Here is a 15,549-nt window from a genome sequence, read left to right as displayed (position 1 = left end):
CGCACGCCCGGCCGCGAGCCCGGCACGGCACTTGTTGCAAGATTCTCCAATCAAAGCCAGAATGTTCAACGGGAGGTGTGGCCGATGGTCGAGCGGGCCGCCCGGTCGGCGCGGGGGCGCTGGCACGGCGTGCACCGGGCACTGGCCGATCCGCTGCGCATCCGGCTGGTCGAGGCGCTGTGGGAGCAGCCGCGGTCGGCCCGGGAACTCGCCGCCTGCCTGCAACTGCCCGCCGACCGGCTCTACTACCACCTCGGCCAGCTCGAAGCGGCCGGGCTGGTCGAGGTCGCCGACTACCGGCGGTTGGCGCGCGGCAAGGTGGAACGGGTCTACGCGCCCGCGGTGGCCGAACCGCCGGGCGACACCGCGAGCCCGGAGGAGGTCGTCGCGTTCCTCGGCTCCGCGCTGGAGGCCACCCACGCCGACATCGCCGCGGCCTACCGCGCCAAGCAGGGCGGGCAGCGCCGCGAGGTGTTCCTGCACCGCGGTGCCGCCCGGCTCGACGACCGGGCGCTGGCCGAGCTGCGCAGCCGGATCGAGGAACTCACCGCGTCGGTCGAGGACCCGGATCCGGCCACCGAGCCGGCCGCCGGCGCGGTCTGGACGCGAGTGGTCGTCACGCTGGTCGATCTGCAGGATCGCCCCACCGACCCACGGCAAGGAGGTGAGTCCGATGACCGAACCCGCTCGTGAGATCGCCCCCCGGCACCCGCGTGAGGTGCGGGCCTCCGACGCGGAACGCCAGCAGTGCGCCGAGCTGCTGCAGTCGGCGCACGCGTCGGGCCGGCTGAGCCTGGCCGAGTTCGACGCGCGGGTCACGGCCGCTTACGCCGCCCGCACCCGCGCGCAGCTCGCCGAGCTGGCCCGAGACCTGCCGACCCCGGCTCCGGCCCGGCCGGCCCGCTCGGTCGACCCGGGCCTGCTCGTCGTCCTGCTGGTGGTGTGCCCGCCGGCCGCCCTGGCGTACTGGCTGATCGGTCGGCGTCGCTGGATGCCGCCGGGCCCGCCGTCCGCCCGATGCTGCTGACCGACCCGGCGCCCCCGCCGGCACCGGGTGCCGGCCGGGCTCGCCCGGCCGGGCGAGGTCGGCATCGCCGGCCAGCCGCGGCGCCGACCGGGGCCGCGGCCGACCCGCCGCACCGTTGACCCGCAACGCGGCCGACCCGCCGGCGCCGGCGATCCTCCGTGGTCCGGTCAGCGCGGCGCCGGGCCGGTGGTCGGGGCGCCCGCCGCGTCGTGGGTGAGGTTCTTGATCACCGCGGTGGACTTGCCGCCGACGATGGCCGCGACGTACCGGTTGACCACCGGCAGCCGCATGAACCGCAGCGCGGTGCGCCGCAGCCGGAGCTGCATCGGCGTCTCCGGCAGGAACCAGCGGGCGCCGTCCCGGCCGGTCTGCTGCTTCTCCTCCGCCAGCGGGCGCCAGATCCGTTCGTAGCCGGCCAGCGCGTCGGCGATCGACGCCGTGCGGTGCAGCTGCTCGGCGAGCACGTACGCCCCGGCGACGGCCAGCGAGGAGCCGAGACCGGCGAGCAACGACACCGCGTAGCACGAGTCGCCGAGCAGCGCGACCCGGCCGCGACTCCAGCGCGGTACCACGATCTGCGCCACCTGGTCGTAGTACATCTCGTCGGACGGCGGGCACCGGTCCAACGCCTCGGGTACCACCCAACCCAGGCCGCGGTAGATCTCGCGCACCGCGGTGCGCGGGTCCGCCGGCAGGGCCGGGTCGGGGGCCCGGTGCACCGCGTACGAGGCGACCCGGCCGTCGCGCAGCCCGTAGAAACCCATCTGCCGGCCGATCGTGTCGGTCAGGCAGAACCGGCCCGCGGTGGCGCGGTGGATGTCCGGCGCGTCGAACACGAACGCCGCGGTCTGGTAGCCGAGGTAACGCAGGTGGTCCGACTCCGGTCCGAACACCAGCCGGCGCACCGTCGAGTGGATGCCGTCCGCGCCGACCAGCAGATCGGCCCGGACCGTGTCGCCGCCGGCCAGCGTCACGGTGACCCCGGTGTCGTCGTGGTCGACGTCGACCAGCGCCGCCCCGTACCGCACCGGCACGTCCGGTGGCAGGCTGTCGCGCAGCACCTTCTCCAGGTCGGGACGCATGAAGTCGAGCTGCGGCCCGTTGGCGAACTGCTTGGGGTCCAGGGCGGCCCGCCGGTTGCCGTGCTCGTCCAGCAGCACCGCCTCGTCCAGCTCGTACGCCACCTGCCGGGCGGCGGGCAGCAGCCCCATCGCCTCCAGCGCGTCGTAACCGGGGCCGAAGAAGTCGACCATGTAGCCCTGTTGCCGGGGTGCGGCGGAGCGTTCCAGCACCACGACCTCGACCCCGTGCGCGGCGAGCCGGTTGGCCAGCGCGAGCCCGGCGATGCCGGCACCGCAGACGGCGACCTTCATCGACCCTCCTCCTGTTCGACCTTGCCGGTCCGGTCGGGCCCGGCACCGAGCAGCCGGCGCAGCACCGCCGCGGTGGCGGCCGGATCCGGGCCGGCCGCCAGGCTGCGGTGCAGCAGCAGCCCGTCCACCGCGGCGAGCAGCATCGCGGCGGTCGTCTCCGGATCCGGTACGTCGTGCGCTGCGAGCCAGCGGCCGACCCGGTGCCGGGACTCGGCCAGTACGGCGGCGATCTGGTCGCGGAGCCGGTCGTCGCGGGTGGCGGCCAGGCACGCCTCCACGGCCAGCAGCGACAGCGGATCCGACCCCGTGTAGCGCGCCACCGAGGCGACCATCGCGTCGACCGCCGCGGCCGGCGAGTCGGCGGCGGCGAGCACCTCGTCGATGCCGGCGACGACCTCCCGCATGAAGCCGACCACCGCCTCGTCGAGCAGCGCCGACACCGACGGGAAGTGGTAGTGCACCACGCTGGGCGTCACGCCGGCCCGCTCGGCCAGCACCCGGGTGCTCACCGCGGTCCAGCCGCGTTCCGGGATCAGCTCGACCGCCGCGGCCAGCAGTCGCTGCCGCACGTCGCGCCCCCGCGTCGCCGCGTCCATCGTCGCTCCGTTCCGGACGATCGCCCTGTACGACCGTCCTGTACGATCGTCCTGAAGGTAGCGCGCCACCCGCACCGGTGGCAAGCCGGGTGACCGCGAACCCCCGCGGGGCCGTGACCAGCGGCGACGCCACAGCCGCACCCGCCGGACCGGCCCGTCGAGCCGGCCGGGCGCAGCGGCCGCGGCGCGCTCGTGGTCCGCCGAGCCGGCCGCGGCAATCCGGCGGCGCCGCGATCCACGTCGGGGCGGCCGGCCGCGGCGTTCGGGGAAACCGTCGATTCGGGCGAAGGGCTACGGTCTCGGCATCGGCGCCGTACGGATCCGCCGGCCGGTCACCGGCTGGCCGCCGGAGCGGCGCTGCCCGCGCCACCCGTCACCGTCGAAAGGATCGGGATGTCCGCCACCCCTCCGCGCCCCACCGTGCTGGTGACCGGCGCCGCCACCGGGATCGGCCGGGCGACGGCCCGGCTGTTCGCCGAGCGTGGCGCCCGGGTCTTCGGTACCTCGCGGCAGGCCCGCCCGGCCGACGCCGGCGTCGAGATGCTGGTCCTCGACGTACGGTCGGCGCGATCGGTGCGAGACTGCGTCGACGCGGTCGTCACCCGGTGCGGGCAGCTCGACGTGCTGGTCAACAACGCCGGAGCCAGCTGCGAGGGCTTCGCCGAGGAGACCAGCCCCGCGGCCGCCGAGGCCGTGTTCGACACCAACTTCTTCGGCGCCGTGCGCGTCACGCACGCGGTACTGCCGGGCATGCGGGCCCGGCGGCGCGGTCGCATCGTGAACGTCGGATCGCTGGCCGGCTGGATCGGCGAGCCGGGTGAGGGTTTCTACGCCGCGAGCAAGGCGGCCCTCGCCCGCTACACCGAGGCGCTTCGTCACGAGGTCTGGCACCTCGGGATCTCCGTCAGTCTGGTCGAACCGGCCGCGTTCCGCACCGAGTTCCTGCGCGAGCCCGGCGACGCTGCCGGCACCATCGCCGACTACGACGGTCCCCGGGAGAGCGCCCGCCGAACCCTGCACGAGTCGCTACGCCGGGGTGGCGATCCCCGGGCCGTCGCCGAACTGATCAGCGCGGTCGTGGCGGCCAGGAAGCCGCGCGGGCGGTACGGCGTGGGTCGCGGGAGTTTCTGGGTGCCGAGAGCCAGAACGCTGCTCCCGCAACGACTGTTCGACGACCTGCTCCGCCGCGGCTACCGGCTGCCCCGCTGAGCACCGGCGGCGCCCCGCGAGCCCTGCGTGGTGGCCGGGCGGTCAGTTCCGTCGCTCCGCCGCACCGGTGACGTTCGCGACCATCCCGCCGAACACCAGGTCGTGGAACGGGGCGATCAGCTTCCAGTACGCGTGCCCGGCGAAGCCGTGCGGGTGGAACACCGCCCGCTGCCGGTACCGGGTACCGCCGTCGCCGTCCGGCGAGACCGACAGTTCCAGCCACGCGCGGCCCGGCAGCTTCATCTCGGCCCGCAGCAGCAACCGGTGGCCCGGCTCGATCTCCTCGACCCGCCACCAGTCCAGCGCCTCGCCGGTGTGCAGCCGGTACGGGTCGCGCCGCCCGCGCCCCAGGCCGACCCCGCCGGACACCCGGTCGGCCCAGCCGCGCACCGCCCAGGCCAGCGGGAACGAGTACCAGCCGTGCTCGCCGCCGATGCCCTCGACGACCCGCCAGACCTGCTCGGGCGGCGCGGTGGTGTGCCTTTCCCGCCGGTCCTCGTACACGGTGCCGCCCGCCCAGGCCGGGTCGGCGGCCGACGGTTCCGACGGATCGGGTGGCGAACCGGCGTCCGACCAGCGGGTGCTCACCTGGTACTGGCTGATCCGGGTCAGCGCCAGCTCCACGGCCTGCTCGAAGTGCAGTCGCCCCTCCGGCGGATCGGGCACCAGTTCGAGGATGTCGTCCTCCTGGCAGACCACCTCGTGGATCAGCGACGCGATCAGCGGTACCGCGATGGATCGCGGTACCGGGGTGACCAGGTTGACCCACTGCGCCGACAACCACGGCGTCAACACCGGTACCGGCACCACGAACCGGCGCGGCAGGCCGGCGACGACCGCGTAGCGGCGCATCATGTCCAGGTAGGTCAACACGTCCGGCCCGCCGATGTCGAACGTCCGGTTGACCCCGGCCGGGAACGTCGCCGCGCCGACCAGGTAGCGCAGCACGTCGCGGATGGCGATGGGTTGGATCCGGTTGTGCACCCAGTGCGGCGTCACCATCGCGGGCAGCCGCTCGGTCAGGTGTCGCAGCATCTCGAAGCTCGCCGACCCCGAACCGAGAATCACCGCGGCCTGCAGCACCACCGCATCAGCCGGCCCGGCGAGGAAGATGTCCCCGACCTCCTTGCGGGACGCCAGGTGCGGCGACAGCTCGCCGGTGTCCGGGTGCAGGCCGCCGAGGTAGACGATGCGCGCCAGGCCGGCGTGCCCGGCCGCGGCGGACAGGTTCGTCGCGGCCCGCCGGTCCTGGTCGGCGAAGTCGGTGCTGTGCAACGAGTGCACCAGGTAGTACGCGACCTGCTGGTCCGCCACCGCCCGCCCGGTGCTCTCGGCGTCCAGCACGTCGCCCCGGACGACCTCGACGTCGTCGCGCCACGGCCGGTCGCGCAGCTTCGCCGGGTCGCGCGCGACGACGCGGACCTGATGCCCGGCTTCGAGCAGGTCCGGTACCAGGCGCCCGCCGATGTACCCGCTGGCACCGAACACGACACAGCGCACGCCCCCATGGTGGCGGGCGGACGGCCGCGCCGCAGGCGATTGGCCGGCCCGGCCCGTCGACGGGCCGCGCGCCGCCACTGGGCGGCCGTCGTGCTGGTCACTCACCCAACGCTCCGATCGTCGTCCGATGTCCGAACCGTGCCTTCCGGCCGGTCACGCGGTCCGCCGGCCGGCGCCGTCGGCGAGCTGGCGCAACCCGGCACGGGCCGCCGGCGCCAGCGGCTGTTCGGTGAGCAGTTCGTGGGCCTGCCGAAGGTCGGTGTCGATCCGCCGTTCGACCCGGGCGCGGGCACCGCAGGTGTCCAGCAGCCGGGTCAGCGCACGGATGTCGGCGGCGTCGAGGTCGGGGCGGCCGGCGAGGTCGAGCATCCGCAGCTGGTCGGGTGTCGCCACCGCGCGGGCCTCGGCGAGCAGCAGCGTGGGCTTACCCTCGCGCAGGTCGTCGCCGACCGGCTTGCCGAGCTGCGCGTCGTCGCCGAACACGCCCAGCAGGTCGTCGCGGAGCTGGAACGCCTCGCCGACCAGATCCCCGTACCGGACGAGCCGGTGCGGCAGCTCGCGACCGGCGACGGCGGCGCCCAGCGCCATCGGCCCGGTGACGGTGTAGTGGCCGGACTTCAACCCGGCGACCGTGCGCGCGGTGGCCACCGACCGGTCGCGGCGCGCCGCACCGTTGAGGTCGAGGAACTGGCCCGCGGTCAGCGTGCTGATCAGCGCGTTCCACACCTCCCGGGTCGCGGGCGGCAGTTCCGCGGCGAGCCGGCAGGACAGCCCGAAGGCGAGGTCACCGGTGAGCATCGCGGTGGCCTCGCCGTACCGGGTCGGGTCGCCGGACCAGCGTCGCTCCCGGTGCGTTTCGCTGACGACCCGGTGCAGCGCCGGTCGGCCGCGGCGCATCGACGAGGCGTCCATCAGGTCGTCGTGGATCAGCGCGAAGGCGTGCAGCAGTTCCAGCGCCGCGCCGGCCCGGACGACCAGGTCGTCGGCGCCGCGGTGGGACACGGCCGCGTGGCCCCAGTAGCAGAAGCGGGGCCGCAACCCCTTCCCGCCGCCGACGAAGTCCTGCAACGCGTCGACCGGGTCCGACCAGGCCGCGTCGTTCTGCTTCCAGCGCAGCCGCTCCTCGGCGAGCAGCTCCGCGATGGCGGGCATCACCTGCTGCGTGACGAACTTCCGGTCGGCGTCCGGCGCTGGCGCACCGACCGCACGTGCCGGCCCGGCGTGCTCGGTTGGGGTGGCGGTGCTCGGTCTAGGCAACATCTCGGCGGACCTCGGTGTTCGGGGTGCAGGGACTGCTCTGGACCGCTGCGCCTGTCCGGCCCGCGGCCCGGCAAAATCGATGCAGAAATCGACGCACGACACGATCGTACGCTACCGTGGGCGCCGACGCAGGATCCTCGTGGAGGTGTGCACCGTGCGTACGGTGATCGGAGCGACCGACCGGGTCGTGATCGTGGGGCGGGTCTGGGCGGGTTGGCCTGCGCCATCCGGCTCGCCGGCGCCGGCCGCCAGGTCACCGTGCTGGAGCAGGCGGACGTGCCGGGCGGCCGGGCCGGCCGGCTCACCGACGGCGGGTACGCCTTCGACACCGGCCCGACGGTGCTGACGATGCCGGACCTGGTCGACGACACGCTCGCCGCCGTCGGGGAGAACCGCGCCGACTGGCTGGAACTGGTCCGGCTGGACCCCAGCTACCGGGCGCACTTCCCGGACGGCTCGACCCTGGACATCCGCGAGAGCACCGCCGGTACCGCCGCCGAGATCGCCCGCGTGTGCGGCCCGCGGGAGGCCGACGGCTTCCTCCGGTTCGCCGACTACGCGCGCCGGATGTACGAGATCGAGTGGAACTCGTTCATCGACCGCAACTTCGACTCGCCGGTCGACCTGCTCGGCCGCGACCTCGCCCGGCTGGCCGCGGCGGGCGGCTTCCGCCGGCTCGGCCCCAAGATCGGCAACTTCTTCCGCGACCCACGGACCCGGCGGATCTTCTCGTTCCAGTCCCTGTACGCCGGGGTGGCACCGGACCGCGCGCTGGCGCTGTACAGCGTGATCAGCTACCTGGACACGGTGGCCGGCGTGTTCTTCCCGCGCGGCGGCGTCCACGCCCTGCCCACCGCGCTGGCCGGGGCCGCGACCAAGCACGGCGTCGACATCCGGTACGGCCGCACGGTCACCGAGGTGGAACTGGCCGGATCCCGGGCGCGCGCGGTACGCACCGCCGACGGGGAACGCATCGCCGCCGACGTGGTGGTCCTCAACCCCGACCTGCCGGTCGCCTACCGCGACCTGCTGCACCGGCCGCTCCGCCGGCCACTGCGCTACTCGCCGTCCTGCGTGCTGCTGCACCTGGGTGCCACCGCCCGCTACCGCGGCGCCGCGCACCACAACATCCACTTCGGTACCGCCTGGCGGCGCACGTTCCGGCAGATCATCGACGCGGGTGAGCTGATGAGCGACCCGTCGCTGCTGGTGTGCAACCCCACCGCGACCGACCCGAGCCTGGCACCCGCGGGCGGGCAGACCTACTACGTGCTCGCCCCGGCGCCGAACCTGACCGCCGGCATCGACTGGCCGGCGATCGGCGAGAGGTACGCCGACGACCTGCTCGAGACGCTGGAACAGCGTGGCTACCGCGGCCTCACCGCGGCGACCGCGGTGCGGCACACGGTGACGCCGGCCGACTGGGCGCGGGCCGGGATGGCCGCCGGTACCCCGTTCGCCGCCGCGCACCTGTTCAGCCAGACCGGCCCGCTCCGGCCCGGCAACCTGGCGCCCGGCCTGGACAACGTGGTGTTCGTCGGCTCCGGTACCCAGCCCGGCGTCGGCGTGCCGATGGTCCTGGTCAGCGCCCGGCTGGCGGCCGAACGCGTCACCGGCCGCCAGCGCTGACCGACCGCCGGGCGGGCCGCAGCCTGGCGTGATCGACCTCGACCAGCAGCCGGCCACCGGGCCGCAGGGTCAGCCCGGCCCGTGGCGCCGGATCACCCGTACCCTGCCGGAACGCCGGCGCACGCAGCGGGTCCAACGCGCGGCGCAGCATCAGCCTCGCCAGGTGCGCACCCAGGCAGGTGCGCGGCCCGGCCGCGAACGGCAGGTACGACCAGCTGGGCCGGCCATCGGCGAACCGGTCCGGGCGGAAGGCCGTCGGATCGGGCCACAGCGACGGGTCGCGATGGGTCAGGTAGGGCGAGTAGAGCACCATGGTGCCCGCCGGCACCGGCACCCCGGCGCAGCCGGTGTCGCGGGCGGCGACCCGGCTGCCGATCCAGCCCGCCGGGTACAGCCGGAGCACCTCGTCGATCAGCGGATCCGGCTCGGTGCGGTACCGGTCGTCGGTCTCCCCGGCCAGGTGCCACGCCGCCCACGCCAGGGTGTGCGCGGTGGTGTCGTAGCCGGCCGCCAACGCGGTACGAAGCTGCTCGACCGCGTCCGGAGCGCCGACCAGCTGCGCCGCGACGCAGCCCGGCGGTGGCGCGGCGAGGACCGTCGCGATCGCCGCGTCGAGGCGCGAGAAGATGCGCGGCCGGGGCAGCAGCGGGGCCGGCAGCCGGCGGTCCAGCGGTGCCAGGAAGCGCGCCAGCAACGCGTCCGGCAGCGCGGAGCCGAACAGCGCCGCGTTGAGCATCCGCCGGACCAGCGTCGCCGACCAGCGGGAAGCCTCGAACGTCTCGGCCGGGCGGTACCGGACCGCCAGCTCCGCCAGCCGGTCCGACAGCGCCGCGAGGGCGCGCGTACTGAAGTGCCGGTTGAGCTGACGGCGACGCGGGTGGTGCTCGGGCGCGTCGGTGTGCACGATGCCGGCCGCCAGGTACGGGGTCAGCCCGCTGAGGCTCCCGACGCTGCGGAACGTGTCCAGGTCACCGAGCACGGCCCGGTTCCAGTCCGGGCGGTAGCCGACCAGCACCCGGCGCCACAGCCGCAGCGGGAAGACCGGCCCGGCCGCGGCCCCGGCGGACAGCAACCGCAGCGGATGCGCCGTCCACCCCCACAGGTCGGCGAGCGGCACGGCCGGCGGCATGGCGACGCTCACCGGTACTCGCGTCCCTTCCACCGCACCCGCCGCCGGAGCGCGGCGGCCACGGCCGGCACCACCGCCGGGGCGACGAACGGCACCAGCGCGACCTCGGCGTACTGCCCGCGGCCGGTCTTCGCGTTGACCAGGGCCCGCTCGACCAGGCCGGCGACCGCGGCGATCCGCCAGGCCCGGCCGGAGTTCCACCGCAGCCAGGGCACCGTGTACGCCACGGCGTGCCCGGCCAGGTTCGCCAGCAGTAGCGCGCGGCTGCCGAAGTGCGCGCCACGCAGGCTCTTGGCGAACCCGCGCACCGCCTCGCCGTAACCGCCGTACAGCCGCGCCTGCACCGCCTCGCCGCCGAGTGCGAGGCCGAGCCGGAGGCCGAGCCGCCGGACCCGCCGGGCCAGCGCGAGGTCCTCGACCAGCTCGCCGGCCACCGACGCGTGCCCGCCGATCCGGTCGTAGCCGTCCCGGTCGAAGGCCATCAGCTGACCGTTCGCGCAGGCCGCCGCCGGGACCGGCAGCCGCAGCAGCGGGTAGGGCAGGAACGACAGCAGCACCTCGTCGATCAGCGGCACCGTCAGCCGTTCGCCGAGGCTGCCGGTGCGCTGCCGCGGAAACACCGACAGCACCGGCGCGCGCTGCCGATCCATCTCGGCCAGCACGGCGTCGACCGCGCCGGGCGCGAGGTGCACGTCGGCGTCACAGAACACCAGCCGGTCGCCCCGCGCCGCCTGCGCGAGCTGCTGGCACGCCCAGTTCTTGCCGACCCAGCCGGCCGGCGCGGCGCGGCCCGGTACCAACCGGAGCCGCGAATCCCCGGCCGCGGCGGCGGCCACGACGGCGGCAGTGCCGTCCCGGGAGCCGTCGTCCAGCACCAGGATCTCGTCCACCGCCTGAGCGAGCAGTCCGGGCAGCGTCGCCGGCAGCCGCGCCGCCTCGTCCCGCGCCGGTACCAGCAACGAGACGGCGACGCGGCCGGCCGTCGCGGTGCGCGGCTGCGCCGGCAGTACCGGGAAGGTCACCATGTTGACCGCCAGGCCGGCCAGCTTGACCGCGTGGAAGGCCAGCACGCCGGCGGCGACCGGGCTCACCACGGGAGGCCCCGCCGCAGCCGGTCGACCCGTTGATCCCAGCTGAGCCGGCCGGTGACGGCGCGCCGGAAGCCGGGCAGGGCGAGGCGCGGGTCGTGCTCGGCGAGCGCGGTGTCCAGCGCGGACAGCTGCCCGCGCAGCGCCTCCGACAGCGCCGCGGTCACCGCCTCGACGTCACCGTCGACGGCGAGTTCGGTCAGGGTGACGTACGCCGAGGGCCGCTGCTCGCCGCGCAGGGCGACCCGCGTCGCGGCGACCAGCAGCCGGGCCGGCGCGTGCCGCGCGTACCAGCCGGCCCCGGCGGCCAGCCGGCCGGGTGGGCCGGGCGCGGTCAGCCGGCCCTCCGGGTAGATGACCAGGACCCGGCCGGCCCGTAGCGACCGGATGCCGGACGGCAGCTCGTCGGTGCCGAACCCGCCGACGCGCCGGGCGAACGGGTAGCGGTTCAGGCTCGCCTGGTCCATCAACAGCGCCGGCTGCCGGCCGGCGCGGCGCACCAGCCCGGCCGCGACGAACGGATCCCACCAGCTGTGGTGGTTCGCGGCCCACACCACCGGGCCGGGCGGCAGCCCGCCACGTACCCACACCGCGCCGAGCCCGCGGCGCAGGACCCGGTCCATGGTGGCGCGCAGTACGGCGTCGATCATCGCCGCGCCCCCGCCCCGGTCACCTCGCGGCCGGTGCCCGCCGGGCCGGCGGTGGGACGCCTGCTCAGCCGGACCCAGATCGCCAGGGTGCACACGACCAGCGCGAACCCGAACCCGAAGTCCTCGATCGGGATGTCCCACGGGAACCGGATCCCGCACGTCGCCGCGTCCCGGTAGCGCACGATCGGGTCCGACAGCCTGGTCAGGTAGCCGTCGACCGGCACCTGGAAGGCCAGCGTGATCGCCACCGTCAGCCAGAACCGGCCCCGGCACAGCAGCCCGGTACGCAGCAGCGCGGCCACCGCCAGCGCGAGTGGCGGCGCCACGATCGCCCCGAGGGTGTACTCACCGATCACGGCGGCCCCGTCCGGTCCCGAGCGCCTCGAACGTCAGCACCGCGCACAGCGGTACGACCAGGAAGAACAGCCACTCCTCCACCGGCAGGCCCAGCAGCCGGACGCCAAGGGTCTGCCGGATGCCGTACCACCAGTCGCCGCGGTAAGCGCCGAACAGGTCCCAGCCGCCGAACAGGACCACGACCGGCGCCAGCGTGGCCAGCAGGACCCGGGGCCGCCGGTACACCCGGGCCCCGAGCACGAACTCCAGCGGCACCGTGACCGCCACGCACAGCGCCAGCACCGCGAGGTACTGCCAGCCGTCCATCACGGCTCCCACCGATGGCGCCGGAGGGCGCGGCCGGCACTCATCGGCGCTGCCCGCCCTGGTCGCCGTCGAGATCCAGCAGCGGTGCCGGGTAGCCGGCCGGCGGCCGGTCCAGCCGCCACGGGGTGTGCACGGAGGCGCCGGCGACCCCGGCCAGCTCCGGGACGTAGCGGCGCACGTAGGCGCCGTCGGGGTCGAACCGGTGCGCCTGGCGCAGCAGGTTGAACCGGCGGTTGGGCCGGGTGTCGTTGCCGGTGCCGGCGACCCACTGCCAGTTGCCGGCGTTGTTGGCGATGTCGCCGTCGACCAGCTGGTCGAAGAAGTGCCGCGCGCCGGCCGCCCAGTGCAGGCCGAGCTGCTTGGTGAGGAACGAGGCGACGAGCAGCCGGGCCCGGTTGTGCAGGAACCCCTCGGCGGCCAGCTGGCGCATCCCGGCGTCCACGATCGGCAACCCGGTCCACCCGGACCGCCAGGCGTCCAGCGCGTCCGGGTCGTCCCGCCAGTCCCGGCCGCGCGGCCGGTAGTCCGCCCGGGTGATGTCCGGGAACGCGTAGGTGACCTGGGCGTGGAAGTCCCGCCAGCACAGCTGCCGGACGTACGCGGCGGCGCCGTCGCCGCCGACCCGCTCGGCGGCGAGGGTCAACTCCAGCGGCGACAGGGTGCCGAAGTGCAGGTCGGCGGACAGCCGCGACGTCGCGTCGCCGGGCAGGTCGTCGTGCCGGTCGGCGTAGTCGGCCAGCCTGCCGGAAAGCCAGGACCGCATCCGGCGCCGCGCCGCGGTCTCCCCGCCGGTGGGCAGCTGGGCCCGGGGCGAGCCGGCCGGTGGCAGCCGGCCGCAGCGCAGCCCGGCGGGTACCTCGATCCGGTCCGGTGCCGCCGGCACGGTGCGCCGGGCGTGCCCCGACCAGGCACGCCAGTACGGGGTGAAGACCCGGAAGTGGTCGCCGCCGCCGGACGGGGTCAGCGCCGCCGGCGGGGCCACGGTGACCGAGTCGACGGTGCGTACCCGGATGCGCTGCCGCCCGGCCGCGCGGGCGATGCGGTCGGCCCGCCGCTGCGCGTACCGGCTGACGTCCCGGGCCAGCACGATCGTCTCGGCGTGCACCTCCCCGGCGAGGCGCAGCAGCTCGACCACCGGATCGCCGTACCGGACGATCAGCTCGCCGCCCCGGCCGCGCAGGTTCTCCCGCAGGTCGGCCAGGCTCTCGTGCAGGAAGCGCCGGCGGTTGGGGGTCGCGAAACCCAGCCCCTCGTGCACCACGAACAGCGGTACCACCCGGCGCGCCGACCGGCACGCCAGCTCCAGCGCCGGGTTGTCGTGCACCCGCAGATCGCGGGTGAACAGCACGATCGCGGTCGGCTCGGCGCTCATGCCGGGCGCCCCAACTGCTGGATCACCGCGGTCAGCCGGCGCCGCCGCGGCACCACCGCGCGCCGGGACAGCACGTCGTAGCCGTTGCGTTCGATCTCGACCAGGATCCCGCCGTAGACCGTCGCCGCCAGCCGGATGCACCGCTGCGACACCGGGGGCAGCAGCGCGATGCCCGGCTCGGCCGCCCGGTAGTGCTCCCGGGCCCGGTCGATCTCGAAGCGGACCAGCTCGCGGACCGCCGGGCCGGCCGAGTCGGCGGCCAGGTCGGCGCGGGACACCCCGAACCGGTCCAGATCCCGCTGCGGCAGGTACACCCGGTCGCGCTGCAGGTCCTCGGCGACGTCGCGGATGAAGTTCGTCAGCTGGAAGCCCAGCCCCAGCTGCCGGGCGGGCTCTCGCATCGCCGCCAGCCGGTCCGCCGCCGGCCGCCCCGCGCGGTTCTCGGCCAGCAGGACGGGCAGCATCATCGTGCCGATGACCGCCGCCGAACCCTCCATGTAGCCGAGCAGATCGGAATAGTCCTGGTACTCCCGGACGGTCAGGTCCATCCGCATGCTGGTCAGGAACGCGTCGAAGTCCGCCAGCGGCAGGTCGAACACGGCGATGGTGTGCAGCACCGCGGGCAGGATCGGATCCGGCCCGGTGGGCTCGCCGGCCAGGCCGGCCCGGAACCGCGCCGTCCAACCGTCCAGCCGCCTGGCCCGGTGCTGGGCGTCGCCACCGCGCCCGGTCTCGAGCTGGTCGACGATGTCGTCGGTGTACCGGGTGAAGCCGTACAGCGCGTGCACGTGTCGCCGTTTCCACGCCGGCAGCAGCCGGGTCGCCAGGTAGTAGCTGCGACCGTGCCGACGGTGCAGCGCACGGCAGTATTCGTACGAGGCCGACAAAGACGCCACGAAACCACCCCGAGTCGACGGCATATCGATGCGTAAAACGACGCAGCTATGAGATTAGGTTACGGTGTTCTCGTCCGGCCGGCCAATCGGGGAGGGGAACGGCATGTCCACCGCGACGTCCACCGCGACGTCCACCGCGACGCGGACCCGCCGCCCCGCCGGTGCCCCGGCCGCACCGCCGCGCCGGAGCACGCAGCGGTGAGCGACGACGAGCGCAGCCTCGGCCCCGGCGAGACGAGCGACGACGAGCGCAGCCTCAGCGCCGGCGAGGTCGCGCGGGAGCTGGGCGTCGCCGTCACCACGATCCGAACCTGGGACCGCCGGTACGGCCTGGGCCCGGCGCGGCGGGAGACCGGCAGACACCGCCGCTACGACGGCGCCGACCTCGCCCGCCTCCGGCTGATGCGGCAGCTCACCGTCGACGGCGTCGCACCGGCCGAGGCGGCCCGCATCGCCCGGCAGTCCCCGGCCGCACCCGCCGGCGGCGACATCCCCGAACCGCCCACCGCCCCGACCGGGGAGGTGGCCGGACTACGCCGCGCGGCGCTCGCCCTGGACGTCGGGCAGACCGACCGGCTGCTCGCACAGGCCCTGCGCCGGGGGGTCCTCTCGGCCTGGACGACGCTGATGGCCCCCGCACTGATCGACATCGGCCGCCGGCACTCCCGTACCGGCCGCTACGTCGAGGTGGAACACCTGCTGTCGAACGCCATCTCCCGGGCCCTCGCCGCGGTGCCGCGCAGCGACGCCCGACCGACCGTGCTGCTCGCCTGCGGTCCGGACGAGCAACACACCCTGGCGCTGGAGGCGGTGGCCGCCGCCCTGGCCGAGCTGGGGCTGGGCAGCCGGCTGCTGGGCGCGCGCGTCCCGGCCCAGGCGCTGTCGGCCGCGATCCGCAAGACCGGCGCGCGCGCCGTCGTGCTCTGGTCGCACCGGCTGCACCGCGAGGACCGCCGGCAGCTGGAGGCGGCGACGACGGCCCGGCCGCGACCCCCGGTCGTCGCCACCTGCGGACCCGGCTGGCAGGCCCGGCCCGTCCCGGCCGGGGTGGCAGCGCCGACCGACCTCGGCGAGCTGCTCGACCTGCTCCGGCAACCGGGCGCGCGCTGACCCGGACCCGGTGGGTACCGCGCCGATCGCCGCCGCGCTGCGATGAT

The 15,549-nt window shown here is 75.3% G+C and carries 15 protein-coding genes and 1 pseudogene; 5 read left to right on the top strand and 11 right to left on the bottom strand.

Annotation, left to right across the window (positions count from 1 at the left end):
- Positions 1-84: 84 nt before the first annotated feature.
- Both Athai_RS33415 and Athai_RS33410 read left to right on the top strand, forming a co-directional pair.
- Positions 85-693 carry an ArsR/SmtB family transcription factor gene (locus Athai_RS33415; RefSeq protein WP_203965167.1) on the top strand — a complete coding sequence of 203 codons (609 nt, stop codon included), beginning with the start codon at positions 85-87 and terminating at the stop codon, positions 691-693.
- Entirely contained in the window at positions 674-1,027 is a 354-nt protein-coding gene (locus Athai_RS33410) for a DUF1707 SHOCT-like domain-containing protein (protein ID WP_203965166.1), read from the top strand. The genes Athai_RS33415 and Athai_RS33410 overlap by 20 nt, the downstream gene beginning before the upstream one ends.
- 167 nt (positions 1,028-1,194) lie before the next feature.
- Here the strand turns inward: Athai_RS33410 and Athai_RS33405 are convergent, their stop codons facing one another.
- Positions 1,195-2,400, bottom strand: coding sequence for an FAD-dependent oxidoreductase (locus Athai_RS33405; protein WP_203965165.1), 1,206 nt, complete (start codon positions 2,398-2,400; stop codon positions 1,195-1,197).
- Positions 2,397-2,996, bottom strand: coding sequence for a TetR/AcrR family transcriptional regulator (locus Athai_RS33400; RefSeq protein ID WP_203965164.1), 600 nt, complete (start codon positions 2,994-2,996; stop codon positions 2,397-2,399). Before Athai_RS33400 ends, Athai_RS33405 begins: the two co-directional genes overlap by 4 nt.
- Positions 2,997-3,389: 393 nt before the next feature.
- Between Athai_RS33400 and Athai_RS33395 the strand changes: the two genes are divergently transcribed.
- Complete coding sequence (locus tag Athai_RS33395) at positions 3,390-4,205, top strand: SDR family NAD(P)-dependent oxidoreductase (protein WP_203965163.1); 816 nt, start codon at positions 3,390-3,392, stop codon at positions 4,203-4,205.
- Between the two features lie 42 nt (positions 4,206-4,247).
- On the opposite strand, the gene Athai_RS33390 is transcribed toward Athai_RS33395, so the two are convergent.
- Positions 4,248-5,705 carry an SDR family oxidoreductase gene (locus Athai_RS33390; protein WP_203965162.1) on the bottom strand — a complete coding sequence of 486 codons (1,458 nt, stop codon included), beginning with the start codon at positions 5,703-5,705 and terminating at the stop codon, positions 4,248-4,250.
- A 153-nt stretch (positions 5,706-5,858) separates the two neighbouring features.
- The gene (locus Athai_RS33385) at positions 5,859-6,965 is read right to left on the bottom strand and encodes a polyprenyl synthetase family protein (RefSeq protein ID WP_203965161.1); all 1,107 of its coding nucleotides are present in this window, start codon (positions 6,963-6,965) and stop codon (positions 5,859-5,861) included.
- Between the two features lie 154 nt (positions 6,966-7,119).
- Between Athai_RS33385 and crtI the strand changes: the two are divergent.
- Positions 7,120-8,594: pseudogene (gene crtI / locus Athai_RS33380) on the top strand (phytoene desaturase family protein).
- Here the strand turns inward: crtI and Athai_RS33375 are convergent.
- From Athai_RS33375 to Athai_RS33345, 7 genes are read right to left on the bottom strand one after another with little or no spacing between them, the layout of a single operon-like run.
- Positions 8,575-9,735: a cytochrome P450 gene (locus Athai_RS33375; protein WP_203965159.1), complete on the bottom strand. Its 1,161-nt coding sequence runs from the start codon at positions 9,733-9,735 to the stop codon at positions 8,575-8,577. The pseudogene crtI and the gene Athai_RS33375 sit on opposite strands and share 20 nt — an antisense overlap.
- Positions 9,732-10,817 carry a glycosyltransferase gene (locus tag Athai_RS33370; RefSeq protein ID WP_203965158.1) on the bottom strand — a complete coding sequence of 362 codons (1,086 nt, stop codon included), beginning with the start codon at positions 10,815-10,817 and terminating at the stop codon, positions 9,732-9,734. Before Athai_RS33370 ends, Athai_RS33375 begins: the two co-directional genes overlap by 4 nt.
- The gene (locus Athai_RS33365; protein ID WP_203965157.1) at positions 10,811-11,461 is read right to left on the bottom strand and encodes a lysophospholipid acyltransferase family protein; all 651 of its coding nucleotides are present in this window, start codon (positions 11,459-11,461) and stop codon (positions 10,811-10,813) included. Before Athai_RS33365 ends, Athai_RS33370 begins: the two co-directional genes overlap by 7 nt.
- A complete protein-coding gene (locus Athai_RS33360) occupies positions 11,458-11,817 on the bottom strand; it encodes a lycopene cyclase domain-containing protein (RefSeq protein ID WP_203965156.1) in 360 nt (119 codons plus the stop codon). Before Athai_RS33360 ends, Athai_RS33365 begins: the two co-directional genes overlap by 4 nt.
- Positions 11,807-12,124: a lycopene cyclase domain-containing protein gene (locus Athai_RS33355; RefSeq protein ID WP_203965155.1), complete on the bottom strand. Its 318-nt coding sequence runs from the start codon at positions 12,122-12,124 to the stop codon at positions 11,807-11,809. The genes Athai_RS33360 and Athai_RS33355 overlap by 11 nt, the downstream gene beginning before the upstream one ends.
- 40 nt (positions 12,125-12,164) lie before the next feature.
- The gene (locus Athai_RS33350; protein ID WP_203965154.1) at positions 12,165-13,496 is read right to left on the bottom strand and encodes a cryptochrome/photolyase family protein; all 1,332 of its coding nucleotides are present in this window, start codon (positions 13,494-13,496) and stop codon (positions 12,165-12,167) included.
- A complete protein-coding gene (locus Athai_RS33345) occupies positions 13,493-14,416 on the bottom strand; it encodes a phytoene/squalene synthase family protein (protein WP_203965153.1) in 924 nt (307 codons plus the stop codon). Before Athai_RS33345 ends, Athai_RS33350 begins: the two co-directional genes overlap by 4 nt.
- Positions 14,417-14,590: 174 nt before the next feature.
- Between Athai_RS33345 and Athai_RS33340 the strand changes: the two genes are divergently transcribed.
- Positions 14,591-15,502, top strand: a complete 912-nt coding sequence (locus Athai_RS33340; RefSeq protein WP_239157317.1) for a MerR family transcriptional regulator — start codon at positions 14,591-14,593, stop codon at positions 15,500-15,502.
- The last annotated feature ends 47 nt before the right edge of the window (positions 15,503-15,549 follow it).

This window comes from Actinocatenispora thailandica, assembly GCF_016865425.1.
Classification (GTDB): Bacteria; Actinomycetota; Actinomycetes; order Mycobacteriales; family Micromonosporaceae; genus Actinocatenispora; species Actinocatenispora thailandica.
Note: the sequence above shows the minus strand (reverse complement) of the source record. Positions and strands in the feature narration are given on the sequence as shown.

What these genes read in the sequence shown, in the direction of transcription:
- Athai_RS33415 (WP_203965167.1), top strand. Translation starts at nt 85, where the DNA reads ATGGTCGAGCGGGCCGCCCGGTCGGCGCGGGGGCGCTGGCACGGCGTG.
- Athai_RS33410 (WP_203965166.1), top strand. Translation starts at nt 674, where the DNA reads ATGACCGAACCCGCTCGTGAGATCGCCCCCCGGCACCCGCGTGAGGTG.
- Athai_RS33405 (WP_203965165.1), bottom strand. Translation starts at nt 2,400, where the DNA reads ATGAAGGTCGCCGTCTGCGGTGCCGGCATCGCCGGGCTCGCGCTGGCC.
- Athai_RS33400 (WP_203965164.1), bottom strand. Translation starts at nt 2,996, where the DNA reads ATGGACGCGGCGACGCGGGGGCGCGACGTGCGGCAGCGACTGCTGGCC.
- Athai_RS33395 (WP_203965163.1), top strand. Translation starts at nt 3,390, where the DNA reads ATGTCCGCCACCCCTCCGCGCCCCACCGTGCTGGTGACCGGCGCCGCC.
- Athai_RS33385 (WP_203965161.1), bottom strand. Translation starts at nt 6,965, where the DNA reads ATGTTGCCTAGACCGAGCACCGCCACCCCAACCGAGCACGCCGGGCCG.
- Athai_RS33365 (WP_203965157.1), bottom strand. Translation starts at nt 11,461, where the DNA reads ATGATCGACGCCGTACTGCGCGCCACCATGGACCGGGTCCTGCGCCGC.
- Athai_RS33355 (WP_203965155.1), bottom strand. Translation starts at nt 12,124, where the DNA reads ATGGACGGCTGGCAGTACCTCGCGGTGCTGGCGCTGTGCGTGGCGGTC.
- Athai_RS33350 (WP_203965154.1), bottom strand. Translation starts at nt 13,496, where the DNA reads ATGAGCGCCGAGCCGACCGCGATCGTGCTGTTCACCCGCGATCTGCGG.
- Athai_RS33345 (WP_203965153.1), bottom strand. Translation starts at nt 14,416, where the DNA reads ATGCCGTCGACTCGGGGTGGTTTCGTGGCGTCTTTGTCGGCCTCGTAC.